This window comes from Amycolatopsis sp. NPDC104819 (assembly GCF_055583145.1).
On the sequence record NZ_JBVJON010000010.1, the window covers coordinates 285,598 to 304,145 of the forward strand.

Here is an 18,548-nt window from a genome sequence, read left to right on the forward strand (position 1 = left end):
TTAGGATAGGCACACCTTATTTAGGCGAGCCTGCCAAAAGCAACCACCGCGACCGACCTGTGTCCACGCCCACCTGCGTCAGTTCCGACCGGACAGCTGGGCTTCCGCGCCGGGAACCGGCTCCGCCGGGTCGTGTCCCAAGTGGACCTGCCGGTTCTCGGCGTCGACGTGCACCACGCGCGGCCGGTGCCGGGCGCGCTCGGCCTCGTCGACCTGGGCGTAGGTGATGATGATGACCAGGTCGCCGGGGTGCACGAGGTGCGCGGCCGCGCCGTTGACACCGATCACGCCGGTGCCCGGCTCGCCGGTGATGGCGTAGGTCTCCAGCCGGGCGCCGTTGGTGATGTCGACGACCTGGACCTGCTCGCCCTCGACGATGTCCGCGGCGGCCATCAGGTCGGCGTCGATGGTCAGGGACCCGACGTAGTGCAGGTCGGCCTGGGTCACCGTGGCCCGGTGGATCTTGGCGTTCATCAGGGTGCGCTGCATCGGTTTCCTTGGTTGTCGGTCAGCAGGGCGGCGAGCCCGGCCGCGGTGGGGGTGCGGAAGAACTCGGCGATCGGGAGCTCGGTCCCGAGCCGTTCGGTGATCCGGTTGCGCAGGACCACCAGCAGCATCGAATGGCCGCCGAGGGTGAACAGGTCGTCGTCGGCACCGACGGCGTCGACGTCCAGCACCTCCGCGAAGACTTCGCAGAGGGTCTTCTCCAGCGGTGTTTCGGGCGCCCGGCCGCGCCGCTCGAACTCGGGCGCGGGCAACGCGGCCTTGTCGAGCTTCCCGTTGGGGGTCACCGGAAACGCGTCCAGCGGGACGATCGCCGCGGGCACCATGTACGCCGGCAGCGAGCGGGCCACGAACTCCCGCAGCCGCGCGGGATCGGCGTGGCCCGGGGTGGTGTAGGCGACCAGCTGCTTCTCCCGGTCCTCGCGGACGACGACCAGCGCCTGCGCGACGTCGTCGTGCCGGGTCAGGGCCGTCTCGATCTCGCCCGGCTCGATCCGGAAGCCGCGGACCTTCACCTGGTCGTCGGTGCGGCCCAGGTACTCGAGCTGCCCGTCCGGCCGCCAGCGCACCAGGTCGCCGGTGCGGTACATCCGCTCCCCCGCCGGCCCGAACGGGTCCGCGACGAACCGGTCCGCGGTGAGCGCGGGCCGGTCGTGATAGCCGCGGGCCAGCCCGGCGCCGGCCAGGTACAGCTCGCCCGGGACCCCGGCCGGGACCGGGGTGAGGCCGCCGTCGAGGACGTACGCCCGCGCGTTGTGCACCGGCCGCCCGACCACTGGACGTTCGCTGTCACCGATCCGCGCGACCAGAGCATCCACAGTGGCCTCGGTCGGCCCGTAGAGGTTGTACGCCTCGGTGCCGGGGAACGCGCGCAGTTCCTCCCACAGCGATGGGGAAACAGCTTCGCCGCCGACACCGACCACACCCAGCGCGCACTTCCCGTCGTCGACCACTCCGGCCGCGGCCAGCTGCGCGAAGTGCGACGGCGTGAGCTCGAGGAAGTCGAGCCCGCGGTCGCGCACCACGGCGGCCAGCCGGTCGGGATCGCGGCGGGTTTCGTCGTCGACGACGTGCACCTCGTGCCCGTCGAGCAGCCACAGCTGCGGCTGCCAGGAGGCGTCGAAGAAGAACGCCCACGCGTGCCCGACGCGCAGCCGCCGTCCGCCCGCGGCGGCCACCGCCGGGCGGTAAAGCGTCTCGCGGTGGCTGTGGAACAGGTTCACCAGCCCGGAATGCGGGACGACCACACCCTTGGGCTTGCCCGTGGAGCCGGACGTGTACAGCACGTACGCCGGGTTCGCGGGTGACGCCGGGGTCAGCGTCGCGGCACTGTCCACAATGTCCTCGACGAAGAGCGCACCAGGAACCGGCGCGGCCGAGGCGCGGCTCGTCAGCACCAGGGCGGCGCCGGCGTCGGCCAGGATCGCCGAGATCCGCTCCGCCGGCTGGTCCGGATCCACCGGCAGGTACGCCGCGCCCGTCTTGAACACGCCGAAGATCGCCTCGACGACCGCCGCCGACCGCGGCAGCACCAGCGCGACGACCTGCTCGGGACCCGCGCCGTGCGACGCCAGCCACCGCGCGAGGCGGTCGGTCCGCGCCGCGAACTCCGCGAAGGTGACGCTGCCGGAAGCGTCGCTCACCGCGGTCGCTCCCGGGGTCGCCGCCACCTGGGCGGCCAGCCGGTCGACCACCGTCGGCGCCGCGGTGGTCAGCGGCTCGCCGGCGCCCCAGTCGTGCAGGATCCGCCGCCGCTCCCCGGGCTCGAGGACGTCGATCCGGCTCAGCGGCCGGTCGGGATCCGCGACGACGGCCGTCATCAGCCGCACCAGCCGCTCGGTGAGCGTCCGCGCGGTCGGCTCGTCGAAGAGGTCGAGGCTGAACTCGAGGTCACCCTCGATGCCCTCAGGGGTTTCGACCAGGTCGAAGGACAGGTCGAACTTCGCCTGCCGCAGCCCGGTGTCCCGGTAGGCCGCATCCAGCCCGAGCAGCCGCTCCTGCTCGGCACCCGAGTGGTAGACGGCGAGCATGACCTGGAACAGCGGGTGCCGGGCCAGGGACCGGGCCGGGTTGAGCAGCTCGACGAGGTGTTCGAACGGCAGGTCCTGGTGGGCGTACGCGGCGAGGTCGGCCTCGCGGACGCGCTCCAGCAACTCCCGGAACGTCGGGTCGCCGCCGGTGTCGGTGCGCAGCACCAGCGTGTTGACGAAGAACCCGGCGAGGTCCTCCAGCGCGTGGTCGGTGCGGCCGGCCACCGGTGTGCCGAGCGGGATGTCGGTGCCCGCGCCGAGCCGGGTCAGCAGGGCCGCCAGTGTCGCCTGCAGCACCATGAACGTGCTGGTGTTGCTGCCGAGGGCCAGGTCCCGCAGGCGGCGGTGGATCCCGGCGGGCACGGTGAACGGCACCACGCCGCCCCGGTTGGTCGAGCGCGCCGGGCGCGGCCGGTCCGCCGGCAGCGCGAGCTCGTCCGGGAGCCCGGCCAGGGTGTCGCGCCAGAACGCGGCCTGGCGGCCAAGGAGGCTGTTCGGGTCGTCGGCGCGGCCGAACATCTCCCGCTGCCACAGCGTGTAGTCCGCGTACTGCACGGGCAATGGCGTCCACTGTGGACGTTCACCGCGCAGCCGTGCGGCGTACGCGGTGTCGAGGTCGCGCTTCAGCGGCGGCAGCGACCAGCCGTCACCGGCGATGTGGTGCACCAGCAGCACGAACACGTGCCGCTCAGGACCGGCCGACACGAGCGTGGCCCGCACCGGGATCTCGGCGTCGAGGGTGAAGCAGTACGACGCCGCGGCGGTGACGCTCTCGTCGAGGTCGGCCGCCGGTTCCGTGACCAGCACCGGCCGCGCGCGTTTGTCGCCCGGGTCCAGCACCACCTGACGGGGTGTGCCGTGGTCCTCGGCGAGGACCGTCCGGAGGATCTCATGCCGGGCCACGACATCCCCGAGCGCCGCCCGCAGCGCGCCGGTGTCGACCGGTCCGGTCAGCTCCCACGCCCACGGGATGTTGTAGGTCGCGCTCAGCCCGTCGAGGCGGTCGAGGAACCACAGGCGCTGCTGGGCGAACGACAGCGGCAGCACCTCGGGCCGGTCCGCCGGGACCAGCGCGGGGCGGCTCTCACGGCCCCTATCGAGCAGCGCGGCCAGGCGGGCCGGGGTCGGCGCGTCGAACACCGCGCGGATCGGGACTTCGACGTCGAGCAGCGCACGGATCCGGCTGACCAGCCGCGTCGCCAGCAGGGAGTGGCCGCCGAGGGTGAAGAACCCGTCGTCCGGGCCGACCCGCGGCACCCCCAGGACGTCGGCGAACAGCTCGCACAGCGCCTGCTCGGCCGGGGTCCGCGCGACCCGGTCCGAAGGCCGGACCTCGGGGTCAGGCAGGGCGGCGCGGTCGAGCTTGCCGTTGGCGTTCAGCGGCAGCTCCGGCAGCACGACGATCGCCGACGGCACCAGGTGCTCCGGCAGCCGCGCGGTCAGCGACGCCCGCAGCGCGGCCGGGTCGCCGGACGGTGCGACGTAGGCGATCAAGCGGTTGTCGCGGGCGATCACCGCCGCGCGGGCCACAAAGGCGGTCAGCGCGGCTTCGACCTCCCCCGGCTCGCCGCGGAACCCGCGGATCTTGATCTGCTGGTCCGCGCGGCCGAGGAACTCCAAGGCGCCGTCGGGGCGACGGCGGACCAGGTCGCCGGTGCGGTACATCCGCTCCCCAGGCTCGAACGGCGACGCGACGAACCGCTCCGCCGTCAACGCCGGCCGGCCGAGATAACCTCGCGCGAGCCCGGCGCCGGCCAGGTACAGCTCCCCGCGGACGCCCGGCGGCACCGGCCGCAGCGCGGCGTCGAGCACGTGCGCGCGGGTGTTCGCGACCGGCCGTCCGATCGCGACCGGGCCGCAGACCTGCGCCAGGCTGTCCCCCGCGACCTCCGAACAGCCGTAGAGGTTGACCAGCTTCGCCGACGGCCACTTCAGCGCGACCTTCTCGGCGAGAGCCGTGGAAAGCGGCTCGCCACTGGTGATCCACGTCGTCACGGAGTCGAACGCACCGTCGGCCGTGTCCTCGGCGAAGCTGTCGAGGAGGCTCGGCACCACGGTCAGCACCTGCGCGCCGGACGCCCGCACCAGCTCGGCGAGGGCGTGCGGATCGGTGGCCGTCGTGTCGTCGGCCAGGACCACCGGGTCGCCCGCGACGAGCCCGCCGAGCAGCTCGGTCGAGCCGTCGATGAACGTCAGCGCGCTCTTCGCGACCCGCACGCCTTCGGCGACCGCGCGACCCCAGTGCAGCCGGTTGGCCAGCGCGCGCTGGGTGCCCGCGACGGCCTTCGGGCGGCCGGTCGAGCCGGACGTGAAGATCACGTAGGCCGGGTTGTCCGGGCTGATCGACGGCCAGGAAGCCGGTTCTTCACCACGAGATCCGGGCCGGACCAACCGGTCGCCGAAGCCGTCTTCGGCGATGACCAGGTGCGGATCGGCGTCGGCCAGCATCAGCTCGACGCGCTCGGCCGGGTGGTTCAGGTCCAGCGGCAGATACGCCGCGCCGGTCTTGAGCACCGCCAGGAGCGCGGTGACCAGCTGCGCCGACCGCGGCAACGCGACCGCCACCACCCGTTCCAGTCCGGCGCCGCGCGCGAGCAGCGCCGAGGCGAGTTCGGTCGCGCGCGCGTCCAGCTCGGCGTAGGTCAGGCGTTCGCCGCCGAACACCAGTGCCGTGGCCTCAGGCGTGCGGGCCACCTGCGCGGCGAACAGTTCGGCGGGCGTCTGCGCGGGCAGGGGCGTCGCCGGGTCGGCGGCGAGCTGCTCGTGCTCGGCGCCGGTGAGCAGGTCGATCGCACCGATCCGGGTGTCCGGGTCGGCGACGGCGGCTCGCAGCAGCGCCCGGAGCCGGCCGAGGATCGCCTCGACGCTCGCGCGGTCGAAGACGTCGCTGTTGTACTCGGCGGTGCCGTGGATCCCGGCCTGGTGGCCGGGCCGCTCGCCGACGAAGAACACCAGGTCGGCCCGGGCGGTGCCGGTGCGGACCGGTTCCTCCGCGACGGTCAGCCCGGGGAGCGTGAGGTCGGCGACGGCGTTGTTCTGCCAAGCCAGCATCGTCTGGAACAGCGGGTGGTGGGCCAGCGACCGCGCCGGGTTCAGCGCCTCCACCAGCCGCTCGAACGGGACGTCCTGGTGGGCGTAGGCGTCGAGGCTGCGGTCCCGCACCCGCGCGACGAGGTCGCGGAACGACGGGTCGCCGCCGGTGTCCACGCGCAGGACCAGGGTGTTGACGAAGAACCCGACGAGGTCGTCGAGCGCCTGGTCGGTGCGGCCCGCGATGGACGTGCCGATCGGGACGTCGGTGCCCGCGCCGAGGCGGGTGAGCACCGCGGTGAGCCCGGCGTGCACGACCATGAACACACTGGCGCCGCAGGCGCGGGCCAGCTCGACCAGTCCACTGTGGAGCTCGGCGTCCCAGCCGAACGCGAACTGCTCACCCTCGTACGACGCCTCGGCCGGGTGCGGCCGGTCGGTCGGCAGCTCGATCCGCTCCGGCAGGTCCGCGAGCGCCTCGCGCCAGTAGGCCAGCTGCGGTTCGATCACGGGCTCGCCGAGGACGTCGCGCTGCCACAGCGTGTAGTCCGCGTACTGCACCGGCAGCGGAGCCCACTCGGGAGCGGCACCGGCCTGCCGGGCGGTGTAGGCCGTCGCGAGGTCCCGCCACAGCGGCGCGGTCGACCAGCCGTCGGAGGCGATGTGGTGGAACACCAGCACCAGGACGTGCTCCCGGCGGCCCAGGCGGAGCAGCTCCGCGCGCAGCGGGACTTCCGACTCCAGCTCGAACACCGTGCCGGCCACTTCGGACACCGCGTCCGCGAGTGTCGCTTCGGTGACCTCACGGGTGTTCAGCGGAATCTCGACGTCGTCGAGGACCCGCTGCCGGGCTTCGCCGTCGATCTCCGGGAAGACGGTCCGCAACGCCTCGTGGCGTTCGACCACATCGGACAGTGCGACGCGCAGGGCCTCGGTATCGAGGTCGCCGGTGAGCCGGACCGCGGTCGGCATGTTGTACGTCGCCGACGGGCCTTCGAGCCGGTGCAGGAACCACAGCCGCTGCTGCGCGAACGACAGCGGCAGCACGTCCGGCCGCGGCTCGGCGCGGACCAGGGCGGGCCGGGCGGCCGTCGAGTCCGAAGTGGCCAGGAGCGCGGCGAGCCCGGCGACCGTCGGGGTCTCGAACACCGACCGCACCTGCAGCTCGACGCCGAAGACCGCGCGCACCCGCGCGACCAGCCGCGTCGCCATGAGCGAATGCCCGCCCAGGGCGAAGAAGTCGTCGTCGACCCCGATCGCGGACGCGTCGAGGACTTCGGCGAACAGTCCGCACAGGACTTCCTCGACCGGGGTCCGCGGCGCCCGGCCGGCGGTGACCGCCTGCTGGTCCGGGCTGGGCAGCGCCCGCCGGTCGAGCTTGCCCGAGGCGAGCAGCGGCAGCCGGTCCAGCACGACGAACGCCGAGGGCACCATGTACTGCGGCAACCGGTCCCGCACGTGTGCCCGCAGGGCGGACACCAGCGCGCTCGTGTCCCGCTGCCCGGCCGGGTGGTTGCCCAGGGTCGCCAACGCGGCCCGCACCGGACGCGCGCGATGAATCCGTGTCGGCTCCCCCGTGGTGAACACGACCTCGAGCGCACCTTCGTGCGTGGGTGCCGCGTAGACGCGGTAGCCGGAATCCTGCAGCCGCTCGAAGTCCACTCCGGACGGCTCGGCGTCCAAGGCGGACAGTGCCGCGTCGGCATCACCGGCGGCGAGCGCGGCGACCGCGGCCAGCTCGCCGGACAGCCGCGCGTCCGGCACTCCGGTGACACGCAGGCGGGCCGGACGCTCGGCCAGCAGCCGCTCGAGCTCGTCGACCGAGGTGAACGCGACGACGGTCTCTTCGACCGCCGCCGGCTTCGGGGCCTTCCGCAGGACGACGTCGTAGCGGTGGCGGGTCAGCTCGTTGTGGGCGCTGCCGCGCTTGACCCACAGGTCGACGTCGTCGAACCCGTCCAGGCCGCGAGCCAGTGCCGGGAAGAAGTCCGGATCGAGCACGAGCTCGCCCTCGCGCGCGATGGCCTGGTCGACCGCGGCCGCGTCACGGCGGCCGTGGCGCAGCTCGGTCGCCGTGCGGAACGCCCGCAGCGAACGCAGGTTCCGGATGTCGCCGAGGAAGATCACCCCGCCCGGCCGGACCCGCGCGGCAGCCGTGCGGATGACCTCGGCGAGGTAGTCGACGCTCGGGAAGTACTGCGCGACGGAGTTGATGATCACCGTGTCGAACGGCTCGTCGGGCAGGTCCCCGAGGTCGTGCGCCGGGCGGGCCGCGACGTGGACCTTGTCCGCGAACGGCGTTGTCGCGAGCTCCCGCCGGAGGTTGGCGATCGCCTTCTCGGACAGGTCGACACCCCAGTACGCCTCGGCGTCCGGCGCGATCCGGGACAGGATCAGGCCCGACCCGACACCGATCTCGAGGACCCGCTTCGGCTCGAGCGCGCGGATGCGGTCGATCGTCGCCGCGTGCCACTCCCGCATCTCCTCGAGCGGGATCTCCGAGCCGTCGTAGCTGGAGTTCCAGCCGGTGAAGTTCTCCTCCAGCCCGCCGGCCGCCGCGTCGGTGAAGATGTTCTCGTGCAGCTCGCGCCATTCACCGACGTGGTCGAGCTCGGCTTCTTCGTCCCGGCCGGCCGCCGGGACGGCGTAGGCGATGAGCCGCCCGTCCTGCGCCAGCACCACCGACTGCCCGACGGCCGGGTGCTCGGTGAGCACGGCCTCGATCTCACCCGGCTCGATGCGGTACCCGCGGATCTTGACCTGGTCGTCGGCCCGGCCCAGGAAGACCAGCCGGCCGTCCGGCAGCCACTTCACCAGGTCAGCGGTCCGGTAGAGCCGCCCGCCGGAGCCGAACGGGTCCGCGACGAACCGCTCCGCCGTCAACCCGGGCCGCCCGAGGTAACCGCGGGCCAGCCCGGAGCCGGCGAGGTACAGCTCGGCCACCACTCCGGGCGGCACCGGCCGCAGCCCGGCGTCGAGCACGTACGCCCGGGTGCCGGGGTCGGGGATGCCGATCGGGACGACCGTCGCGTCCGCGAGCTCGACCGGGTCGCTCTCGCCGAGCGTCGAGTTGGTCGTGGCCTCCGTCGGGCCGTAGGCGTTGAACATCCGGCGGCCCGGCGCCCACCGGCGGACCAGGTCCGGCGACACGCGCTCGGTCCCGGCCAGCAGGACGCTGTCACGCGGCAGGTCGCAGTCCGCGGGCATGGCGTCGAGCAGCGCGGGCGGAAGGATCATGAAGTCTACCGCGTGCCGGTGCGCGTACTCGGTCAGCGCGGGCCCGGCGACCCGGCGCTCGGCCGGGACGACGACCAACCGGCCGCCCGAGAGCAAACCGAGGCACAGGTCCCAGAACGCGACGTCGAAGCTCGGCGACGCGAACTGCAGCACCCGGCTGTGCGGGCCGATCCCGAACCGCTCGGTCTGGGTGGCCACCAGCTTCGCGACTCCCGAATGCTGGAGGACAACCCCCTTCGGCCGGCCGGAAGAACCGGACGTGTAGATCACGTACGCCGCGTTCTCGGGCTTGACGGCCACCGCGGGGTCCTCAGTGGACATTCCGGCGAGCGCCGGGTCGTCCAGCAGCACCCGGGGCACCCCCGCGGGCAGCTTCGCGTCGATCTCCCGCGTCGTCACGACGCAGACCGGTCCGGCGTCCTCGACCATGTAGGTGATCCGGTCGCCGGGGTAGTCGACGTCGATCGGGAGGTACGCCGCGCCGGCCTTGAGCACGGCCAGCTCCGCGACGATCATCTCGACCGACCGCGGCACGGCGAGCGCGACCACCCGCTCGGGCCCGGCGCCCCGCTCGAGCAGCAGGTTCGCCAGCTGGTTGGCCCGCGCGTCGAGCTCAGCGTAGGTGAGTTCGACGTCCTCGAAGACCAGGGCGACCGCGTCCGGGGCGTCGGCCACGCGGCGGGCGAACAGGCCGGGGAACGTCTCGGTGCCCGCCGGTTCGAGCGACCCGGCCCACCAGGTCAGGACCTGCTCCCGCTCGTCCCCGGCGAGCAGGTCCAAGGCCGCGACCGGGCGGTCCGGCGCGGCCAGCGCCGCGCGCAGCAGGACTTCGAGGCGGCGCAGGATCGCGTCGGCGCTCGCGTGGTCGAGGACGTCGGTGTTGAACTCCAGCACCCCCGCGATCCCGGCTTCGCGTTCGGTCAGCGAGATCGACAGGTCGAACTTCGACGTCCCGGTGGTCACCGGGATTTCGGAGACGGTCAGCCCGGGCAGCGTCGCCTCCGCGCGGGTGTTGTTCTGCCCGGCGATCATCACCTGGAACAGCGGGTGGTACGAGAGCGACCGCGCCGGGTTGAGCAGCTCGACGAGCCGCTCGAACGGCACGTCCTGGTGGGCGTAGGCGTCGAGGTTGCGCTCGCGGACCCGCGCCACCAGGTCCCGGAAGGACGGCTCGCCCGCGGTGTCGACGCGCAGCACGAGCGTGTTGACGAAGAACCCGACGAGGTCGTCGAGCGCCTGGTCGGTGCGGCCCGCGATGGGTGAGCCGATCGGGACGTCGGTGCCCGCACCGAGGCGGGTGAGCAGCGCCGCGAGGGCCGCGTGCACCACCATGAACACACTCGCGCCGGACTCCCGCGCCAGCTCCGTGAGCCGGGCGTGCAGGTCGGCGTCCCAGGTGAACGTGTGCAGCTCACCGCGGAAGGTCGCGGTCGCCGGGTGCGGCCGGTCCAGCGGCAGCTCGATCCGGTCGGGCAGGCCGTCCAGGGTGTCGCGCCAGTAGTCGAGCTGGGCGCTCAGCACGCTGTCCGGGTCGTCCTCGCTGCCGAGCAGGTCCCGTTGCCACAGCGTGTAGTCCGCGTACTGCACCGGTAACGGCGTCCACTGTGGACGCTCGCCGCGCTGCCGGGCGGCATAGGCCGTGGCGATGTCACGCCAGAGCGGGGCCATCGACCAGCCGTCGGAGGCGATGTGGTGGAACACCAGGGCCAGCACGTGCTCGCGCTCGCCCACCCGCAGCAGCTCCACGCGCATCGGCGCCTGCTGTTCGAGGTCGAACGAGCCGCGGACCAGCCCGGTCAGCGCCGCGTCGAGATCGGTGACGTCCCGTACCGGCAGGTCGATCTCTCCGGCCGGGAGGATGTCCTGGTACGGAACGCCTTCGTGCTGCGGGAACCGCGTCCGCAGCGCTTCGTGCCGGGCGACCACATCAGACAGTGCGGTGCGCAGTGCCTCGACGTCGACTTCACCTTCGAGGCGCATGATCAGCGGGACGTTGTAGGTGGCGGACGGGCCTTCCAGGTGGTGCAGGAACCAGAGCCGCTGCTGCGCGCCGGACAGCGGCACCAGCGCCGGCCGGGCCACCGGGACCAGCGGCGGGCGGGCGGTTCCGCTCCCGGTGGCGAGCAGCCCCGCGAGGCCGGCGGCGGTCGGCGTCTCGAACACCGACCGGACCTCGAGCTCGGCGTCCAGCGTCGTGCGGATCCGGGCAATCAGCCGGGTGGCCAGCAGGGAGTGGCCGCCGAGGGCGAAGAAGCTGTCGTCCGGGCCGACCCGCGGCAGGCCGAGGACGTCGGCGAACAGCTCGCACAGCTGCCGTTCGACCGGGGTGCGCGGTTCACGGTCGGACGTCGGCGCGACCGGGTCCGGCGAGGGCAGGGCGCGGCGGTCGAGCTTGCCGTTGGCGGTCACCGGGAGCGTGTCGAGCACGACGATCGCCGAGGGGACCATGTGCTCCGGCAGCCGCTCGGCGGCCCGGGCGCGCAGGTCCGCGGTCAGCGTGCTGATCCGGCGGAAGCGGCCGGGGTTGCCGGTGTAGGAAAGCAGTGGGCCGGTCCCCGGCCGGAAGGCACCGGCGGGGTCTCCGGTCGTGAAGAGCACGTCCACCGAGCCGTCGCCGGTCGCGGACCAGGTGACGACCGTGCGGTAGCCGTGCGCGTCACCGAACGTGTACCAGTCTTCGGGGTTAACGCCGCCCGGTGTGACGCGGCCGTTCGGAACGCGTTCGATCCGGCTCGGACCGGCTACCTCGTCCACAGTGGACAGGTCGGTGCCCCACACGAGCGCGGGGACCTCGGCTGCCACGGCCGAGCCGGGGCGCAGGACCACGTCGTAGCGGTACTGGGTCAGCTCGTTCACCGCCCGGCCGCGCTTGACCCGGATGTCCGCGGTGACCCCGTCGAGCCCGGCGAAGAACTCGGGCGCGACGAGGAGCTCCTTCTCCCGCAGCAGGTTCTGCTCGACGTCGCCCCCGCGCGCTTCGGCCACCGCCGTGTGGAAGGCCCGGACCTGGCGCAGGTCGCGGACATCGCCGACGAACAACGCCCCACCCGGCGCGAGCAGGTCGAGGGCCTTGCGCAGCACCTCCAGCAAGTACGTCCCGCTCGGGAAGTACTGGACGACGGAGTTGAGCACGATCGTGTCGAAGAACCCGGCCGGCAAGCCGCTGACGTCGGCGGCGTCGCCGGTCCGCAGTTCGACACGATCGGCGAGCGCCGGGTCGGCCTCGACCCGGCGGCCCAGCGACGCGATGACCTCGGCGGAGAAGTCGGTGCCCCAGTAGGACTCGCAGTCCGGGGCCAGCTCGGTCAGCAGCAGGCCGGTGCCGACGCCGAGCTCCAGCACCCGCCTCGGCTGCAGCGACCGGATCCGCGTGACGATGGCGTCCCGCCATTCCCGCATCTCTACCCGCGGGATCGGTTCGCCGGTGTAGCTGGAGTTCCAGCCTTCGAACTCGTCGGCGGCGCCCGCGTACATCGAGTCGTAGAGTTCGCGCCACTCGCCGACCTGCTCGGCTTCGTCCACCGAGGACAGTTCGGCGGGCACGACGTACCCGACGAGGCGGACGTCGCCGGGCCGGTCCTCGCGAGCCACGACCACCGCGTGGGCGACGTCGTCGTGCGCGGCCAGCGTCGCGGCGATCTCGCCGGGCTCGACGCGGAAGCCGCGGATCTTGATCTGCTCGTCGCCGCGGCCGAGGAACTCAAGGACACCGTCGGCTCGGAACCGGGCGAGGTCGCCGGTGCGGTACATCCGCTCCCCCGGCTCGAACGGCGACGCGACGAACCGTTCGGCGCTCAGCCCGGGGCGGCCGAGGTAACCCCGGGCCAGCTGGACTCCGCCGAGGTACAGCTCACCGGCGCTGCCGGGCGGGACCGGGCGCAGGGCGGCGTCGAGGACGTAGGTCCGGGTGTTCCACACCGGACGTCCGATCGGGACGGTCGTGTCCTCGGGGGACGTCCGCCAGGAGGTGACGTCGACCGAGGCTTCCGTAGGGCCGTAGAGGTTGTGCAGCTCGGCGTCCAGGACCTGGCCGAATTGGACGACCGCGTCGGCGGGCAGCGCTTCGCCGCTGCACAGGACCCGGCGCAGGCTCGTGCATTCCCCCGCGGCCGGCTCCTGCAGGAACACCTGCAGCATCGACGGGACGAAGTGGACGGTCGTGACCCGGCGGTCCCGGATCAGCCGGGCGAGGTAAGCGGGGTCCTTGTGGCCGTCCGGCCGGGCGACGACCTCGGTGGCGCCGGTGACCAGCGGCCAGAGGAACTCCCAGACGGAGACGTCGAAGCTGGACGGCGTCTTCTGCAGCACGCGGTCGCCGGCGGTCAGGCCGTACTCGGCCTGCATCCAGAGCAGGCGGTTGACGATGCCCGCGTGCGGCACGACAACACCCTTGGGGCGGCCCGTCGACCCCGACGTGTAGATGACGTACGCGGGGTTTTCCGGCCGGAGGACGACGTCGAGGGGCGCGTCCGAAACTCCGTCGAGCAGGGGCAGGTCGTCGGCCAGGACCAGCGCCGGGGCGGCGTCTTCGAGCATGAACGCGATGCGGTCGGCCGGGTAGCCGGGATCGACCGGCAGGTAGGCCGCACCGGTCTTGAGCACCGCGAGGATGGCCGTGACCAGGTGTGCCGAGCGCGGCAGCGCCAGTGCGACGACGCGCTCGGGACCGGCGCCCCGCTCGGCGAGGACGCGGGCGAGGCGGTTCGAGACGGCGTCCAGCTCGGCGTAGGTCAGCTCTTCGTCTTCGAAGATGAGCGCCTTGGCGTCCGGGGTGCGCGCGACCTGGGCGGCGAACAGCTCGGGCACGGTGACCGCGGGGACGTCCTCGACGGTCCCCGACCAGATCGCGGGCAGGGCGTCGCGTTCGGCCGGGGTGAGGACGTCGAGGCCACCGAGGCGGCGGTCCGGCGCGGAGACGACCTGGCGCAGCAGGACTTCGAGGCGGTCGAGCAGGCCGGTCACCGTCGCGCTGTCGAACACCTCGGCGTTGAACTCGGCCTGGCCGTGGATGCCGTCGGCGCGCTCGGTGAAGGAGAACCAGAGGTCGAACTTGGCCGTGCCGGTGCCGACGGGCTGCTCGGTGACGGTCAGCCCGGGCAGCTCGACCCCCGCGCCGGGGGTGTTCTGCCACGCGAGCATGGTCTGGAACAGCGGGTGGTGCGCCAGCGACCGCGCCGGGTTCAGCGCTTCGACGAGCCGCTCGAACGGGACGTCCTGGTGGGCATACGCATCGAGGCTGCGGTCCCGCACCCGCGCCACGAGGTCGCGGAACGACGGGTCGCCCCCGGCGTCGACGCGCAGCACGAGGGTGTTGACGAAGAACCCGACGAGGTCGTCCAGGGCCTGGTCGGTGCGGCCCGCGATCGGGGTGCCGATCGGGATGTCGGTGCCGCCGCCGAGGCGGGACAGCAGCGCGGTCAGGCCCGCGTGCACGACCATGAACGGGCTCGCGCCGCACGCCCGCGCGAGGTCGGTCAGCCCGGCCTGCAGGCCGGCGTCCCAGGCGAAGGTGAAGAACTCGCCGCGGTAGGCCGACACCGCCGGGTGCGGCCGGTCGAGCGGGAGCGGGATGCGTTCGGGCAGGCCGTGGAGGGCCGTGCGCCAGTAGCCGAGCTGCGTGGCCTCTTCGGTGTCGAGCAGTTCCCGTTGCCACAGCGTGTAGTCCGCGTACTGGACGGGCAGCGGTGTCCACTCGGGAGCTTCCCCGCGCAGCCGGGCGCGGTAGGCCGCGGCGATGTCGTGCCAGAGCGGAGCGAGGGACCAGCCGTCGGCCGCGATGTGGTGCACGACGAGGACCAGAACGTGCCGTCGCGCGTCGACGGTCAGCAGCGCGGCCCGCACCGGGACGCCGGCGCCGAGGTCGAACACGCCACGAACCAGGCTGTCCACTTCGGGGTCCACATCGGACACCGGGCGGACGCTCAGCTCCACTTCGGCTTCGGGGAGTATCTCCTGGTAGGGCACGCCGTCGGCGGTCGGGAACACCGTCCGCAGGGCTTCGTGCCGCGCGAGGACGTCGTTCAGCGCGGACCGCAGCGCCTCGACGTCCAGCTCACCGGTCAGCCGCATGACGAGCGGGACGTTGTAGGTCGCCGACCCGCCTTCCAGCCCGTGCAGGAACCACAGCCGCTGCTGCGCGAACGACAGCGGCAGCCGCTCGGGCCGTTCGGTGACGCGGGTGAGCGGGTGCCGCTCGGTCCCGGTGGCGGCGCCGGCCAGCAGGTCGGCGAGCGCGGCCGGGGTCGGGGCGTCGAACACCGCGCGCACCGGCACCTCGGCGCCGACCGCCGCGCGGATGCGCTGGATCAGCCGGGTCGCGAGCAGCGAATGGCCGCCGAGAGCGAAGAAGTCGTCGTCCGGGCCGGCCTGCGGCACCCCGAGGACGTCGGCGAACATCTCGCACAGCAGCTGTTCGACGGGGTTGCGGGGCGCGCGGCCCGGCCCGGCGGTGAACCGCTCCGGGCTCGGCAGGGCCTTGCGGTCGAGCTTGCCCGAGGCGAGCACGGGCAGCTTGTCCAGCACCACGAACGCCGAGGGCACCATGTACAGCGGCAGCCGGTCGCGCACGTGGGCGCGCAGGGCCGCCACGAGCGCGCCGGTCTCCCGGCGGGCGGCCGGGTTGTTGGCGTACGACGAGGGATTGGCCCCCTGGCCGCGCGTCGGCCGGTAGGCGGCGGGCCCCTCGTCGCCTCGGGTGTAGACGGCTTCCAGCTCACCGGCCGCGGCCGCCCAGGTCACCGCGACCCGGTACCCGGCCCGGTCGCCCAGCCGGTGCAGGTCCTCGGGGTCGACGCCGTCCCGGCGGTCCAAGGCGTCGAGCGCCGCGGACAGGTCGCTTGTGTCGAGGGCGCGCACGGCGGCCAGCTCCCCGGCCAGCCGCGCGTCCGGCACCCCGGTGACCCGCAGCCGCTCCGGCGCCTCGGCGGCCAGGAACCGTTCCACCGCCCCGAGATCACCGAACGCGACCACCTGCTCCTCGGCCGCGGAACGCCTCGGCGCCTTGCGCAGGACGACGTCGTAGCGGTGGCGGGTCAGCTCGTTGTGCGCCTCGCCGCGCTTCACCCACAGGTCGACGTCGTCGAAGCCGGCCAGGCCGCGGGCCAGCGCCGGGAAGAAGTCCGGGTCGAGCACCAGCTCGCCCTCGCGGGCGATCGCCTGGTCGACGGCGGCGACGTCACCTCGCCCGTGCCGCAGCTCGACGGCCGTGCGGAAGGCCCGCAGCGAACGGAGGTTGCGGATGTCCCCGAGAAAGATCGTCCCGCCCGGAGCGAGCAGCCCGGCGGCGGTCCGGACGACCTCGGCGAGGTAGTCCGCGCTCGGGAAGTACTGCGCGACGGAGTTGACGATCACGGTGTCGAACGGCTCGGCCGGCAGCTCGCCCAGGTCGTGGGCCGGGCGGGCAGCGAGGTGGACCTTGCCGGCCAGCTCCGGGATCGCGGCGACCTCACGCCGGACGTTCTCGACCGCGCTCTCGGAAAGGTCGACACCCCAGTAGGTTTCGGCGTCCGGCGCGATCCGCGAGAGGATCAGGCCACTGCCGACGCCGATCTCGAGGACTCGTTTCGGCCGTAGCGACCGGATGCGCTCGATCGTCGCCGTGTGCCACTCCCGCATCTCCCCGAGGGGGATGTCCGAGCCGTCGTAGCTGGAGTTCCAGCCGGCGAAGTTCTCTTCGATCCCGGTCGACCCGGCGAGCATCTCTTCGTGGACGGCGTGCCATTCCTCGACGTGGCCCTGCTCGGCGGCCGGGTCGCGGTCGGGCACCGGCACGGCGTAGGCGACGAGCTGCCCGTCCCTCGCGACGACGACCGACTGGCCGACCCGCGGGTGTTCGGCGAGCACCGACTCGACCTCGCCCAGCTCGATCCGGTACCCGCGGATCTTGACCTGGTCGTCGGCCCGGCCGAGGAACACCAGCCGGCCGTCCGGCAGCCACTTCACCAGGTCGCCCGTGCGGTAGAGCCGGCCGCCGGAGCCGAACGGGTCGGCCACGAACCGCTCCGACGTCAGCGCGGCGCGCCCGAGATAGCCCCGGGCCAGCCCGGATCCGGCGAGGTACAGCTCCCCCATCACGCCGACGGGCACCGGCGCGAGGAAGCCGTCGAGGACGTACGCGCGGGTGCCGGGGTCCGGGACGCCGATCGGCACCGCCGAGCCCGGCATCACGTCGGGGTCGCAGAGGCCGAGCGTCGAGTTGGTCGTGGCCTCGGTCGGGCCGTAGGCGTTGAACATCCGCCGCCCCGGCGCCCAGCGCCGGACCAGCTCCGGCGAGACGCGTTCGGTTCCGGCCAGCAGGACGCTGTCGCGCGGCAGGTCGCAGTCCTCGGGGAACTCGGCGAGCAGCGCCGGCGGCAGGATCATGAAGTCGACACCCTGGGCGTGGGCGTACTCGGCCAGTTCGGGGCCGGGCACCCGCCGCTCGGCGGGGACGACGACCAAGCGGCCGCCCGAGAGCAGGCCGAGGCACAGGTCCCAGAAGGCGACGTCGAAGCTCGGGGAGGCGAACTGCAGCACCCGGCTGTGCGGGCCGATGCCGAACCGCTCGGTCTGGGTGGCGACCAGCTTCGCGACGCCCGCGTGGGGCACCACCACACCCTTGGGCCGCCCGGTCGAGCCGGACGTGTAGATCACGTACGCCGCGTTGGCCGGGACGATCGCCGCGTTTGGGTCCGTGTCCGGCGCGTCGTCGAGACCGATCTCGTCCAGGAGCAGGACGTCGCCGTCGAAGCGGTCGGCCAGTTCGCTCGTGGTCACCACGCACACCGGGCGGGCGTCGGACACCATGAACGCGATCCGCTCGGCCGGGTAGTCCTGGTCCAGCGGCAGGTACGCGGCGCCGGCCTTGAGCACCGCCAGCTCGGCCACGATCATCTCGACCGAGCGCGGCACGGCGAGCGCGACCACCCGCTCCGGCCCGGCGCCGCGCCCGATCAGGACGTGGGCGAGCCGGTTCGCGCGGGCGTCGAGCTCGGCGTAGGTCAGCTCTTCGTCTTCTAAGACGAGCGCGACGGCGTCCGGCGCCTCGCGGACCCGGGCGGCGAACAGCTCCGGCAACGTCGACAGCGGCGTGTCGAGGTCCGTGTCGTTCCAGTCGTCGCGGATCCGGCGCAGCTCCGGCTCCGGCACCAGGTCCAGCCGCGCGACCGGCCACTGTGGACGTTCCAGCGCGGCGGCCAGGAGGTGCTCGAGGTGGCCGAGCATGCGATCCACAGTGGACTCGTCGAGCACGTCGGCGCGGTAGTGCACCCCGCCGGTGGTCAGGTTCAGGTCGAGGGGCCGGTCCGTCTCGGCGCCGAAGCCGACGTTGACGAGCATCGATCCGCCACGACCGGGCTCCGGCCGCAGCTCGGCGACGAGGTCGTCGAACGGAACCCGGTGCGCCCACGCTTCTTCACGCGCCGCGCGCACGCGCTCGACCACTTCGGCGAACCCGGGCGCACCCCCCAGGTCGACCCGCAACGGCACCAGCGCGCCGATACCGACGACCACGTCCGAGGTCCGCGCGTAACGAGACAGCAGCACCGTGAACGCCGCGAGCACCGTCAGCTCGTCGACCGCCGGGGGCGACCAGGCCAGCCGGGCTGGGACGGGCTCGGCCGGGTACGGGCGGTCGACCGGCAGCGGCAGCTCCTTCGGCGCCGACGCGAGGCGATCACGCCAGAAACCGAGGTCCGCGACCTGCTGCACAGCGTCACCGTTGCTCACCGGTAGACCAGCCTCCTGCTGCTAGCGACGCCCCGAACGGGG

2 protein-coding genes are annotated in these 18,548 nt (G+C 73.2%); both read right to left on the reverse strand.

The genetic code is table 11. The features are described 5' to 3' along the window. Window positions 1-78: 78 nt before the first annotated feature. Window positions 79-489 (reverse strand): aspartate 1-decarboxylase, encoded by a 411-nt coding sequence (gene panD, locus ACZ63E_RS31410; protein WP_465339757.1) that lies wholly within the window; start codon window positions 487-489, stop codon window positions 79-81. Further along, window positions 474-18,506: an amino acid adenylation domain-containing protein gene (locus ACZ63E_RS31415; protein WP_465339758.1), complete on the reverse strand. Its 18,033-nt coding sequence runs from the start codon at window positions 18,504-18,506 to the stop codon at window positions 474-476. The genes panD and ACZ63E_RS31415 overlap by 16 nt, the downstream gene beginning before the upstream one ends. Window positions 18,507-18,548: the final 42 nt, after the last annotated feature.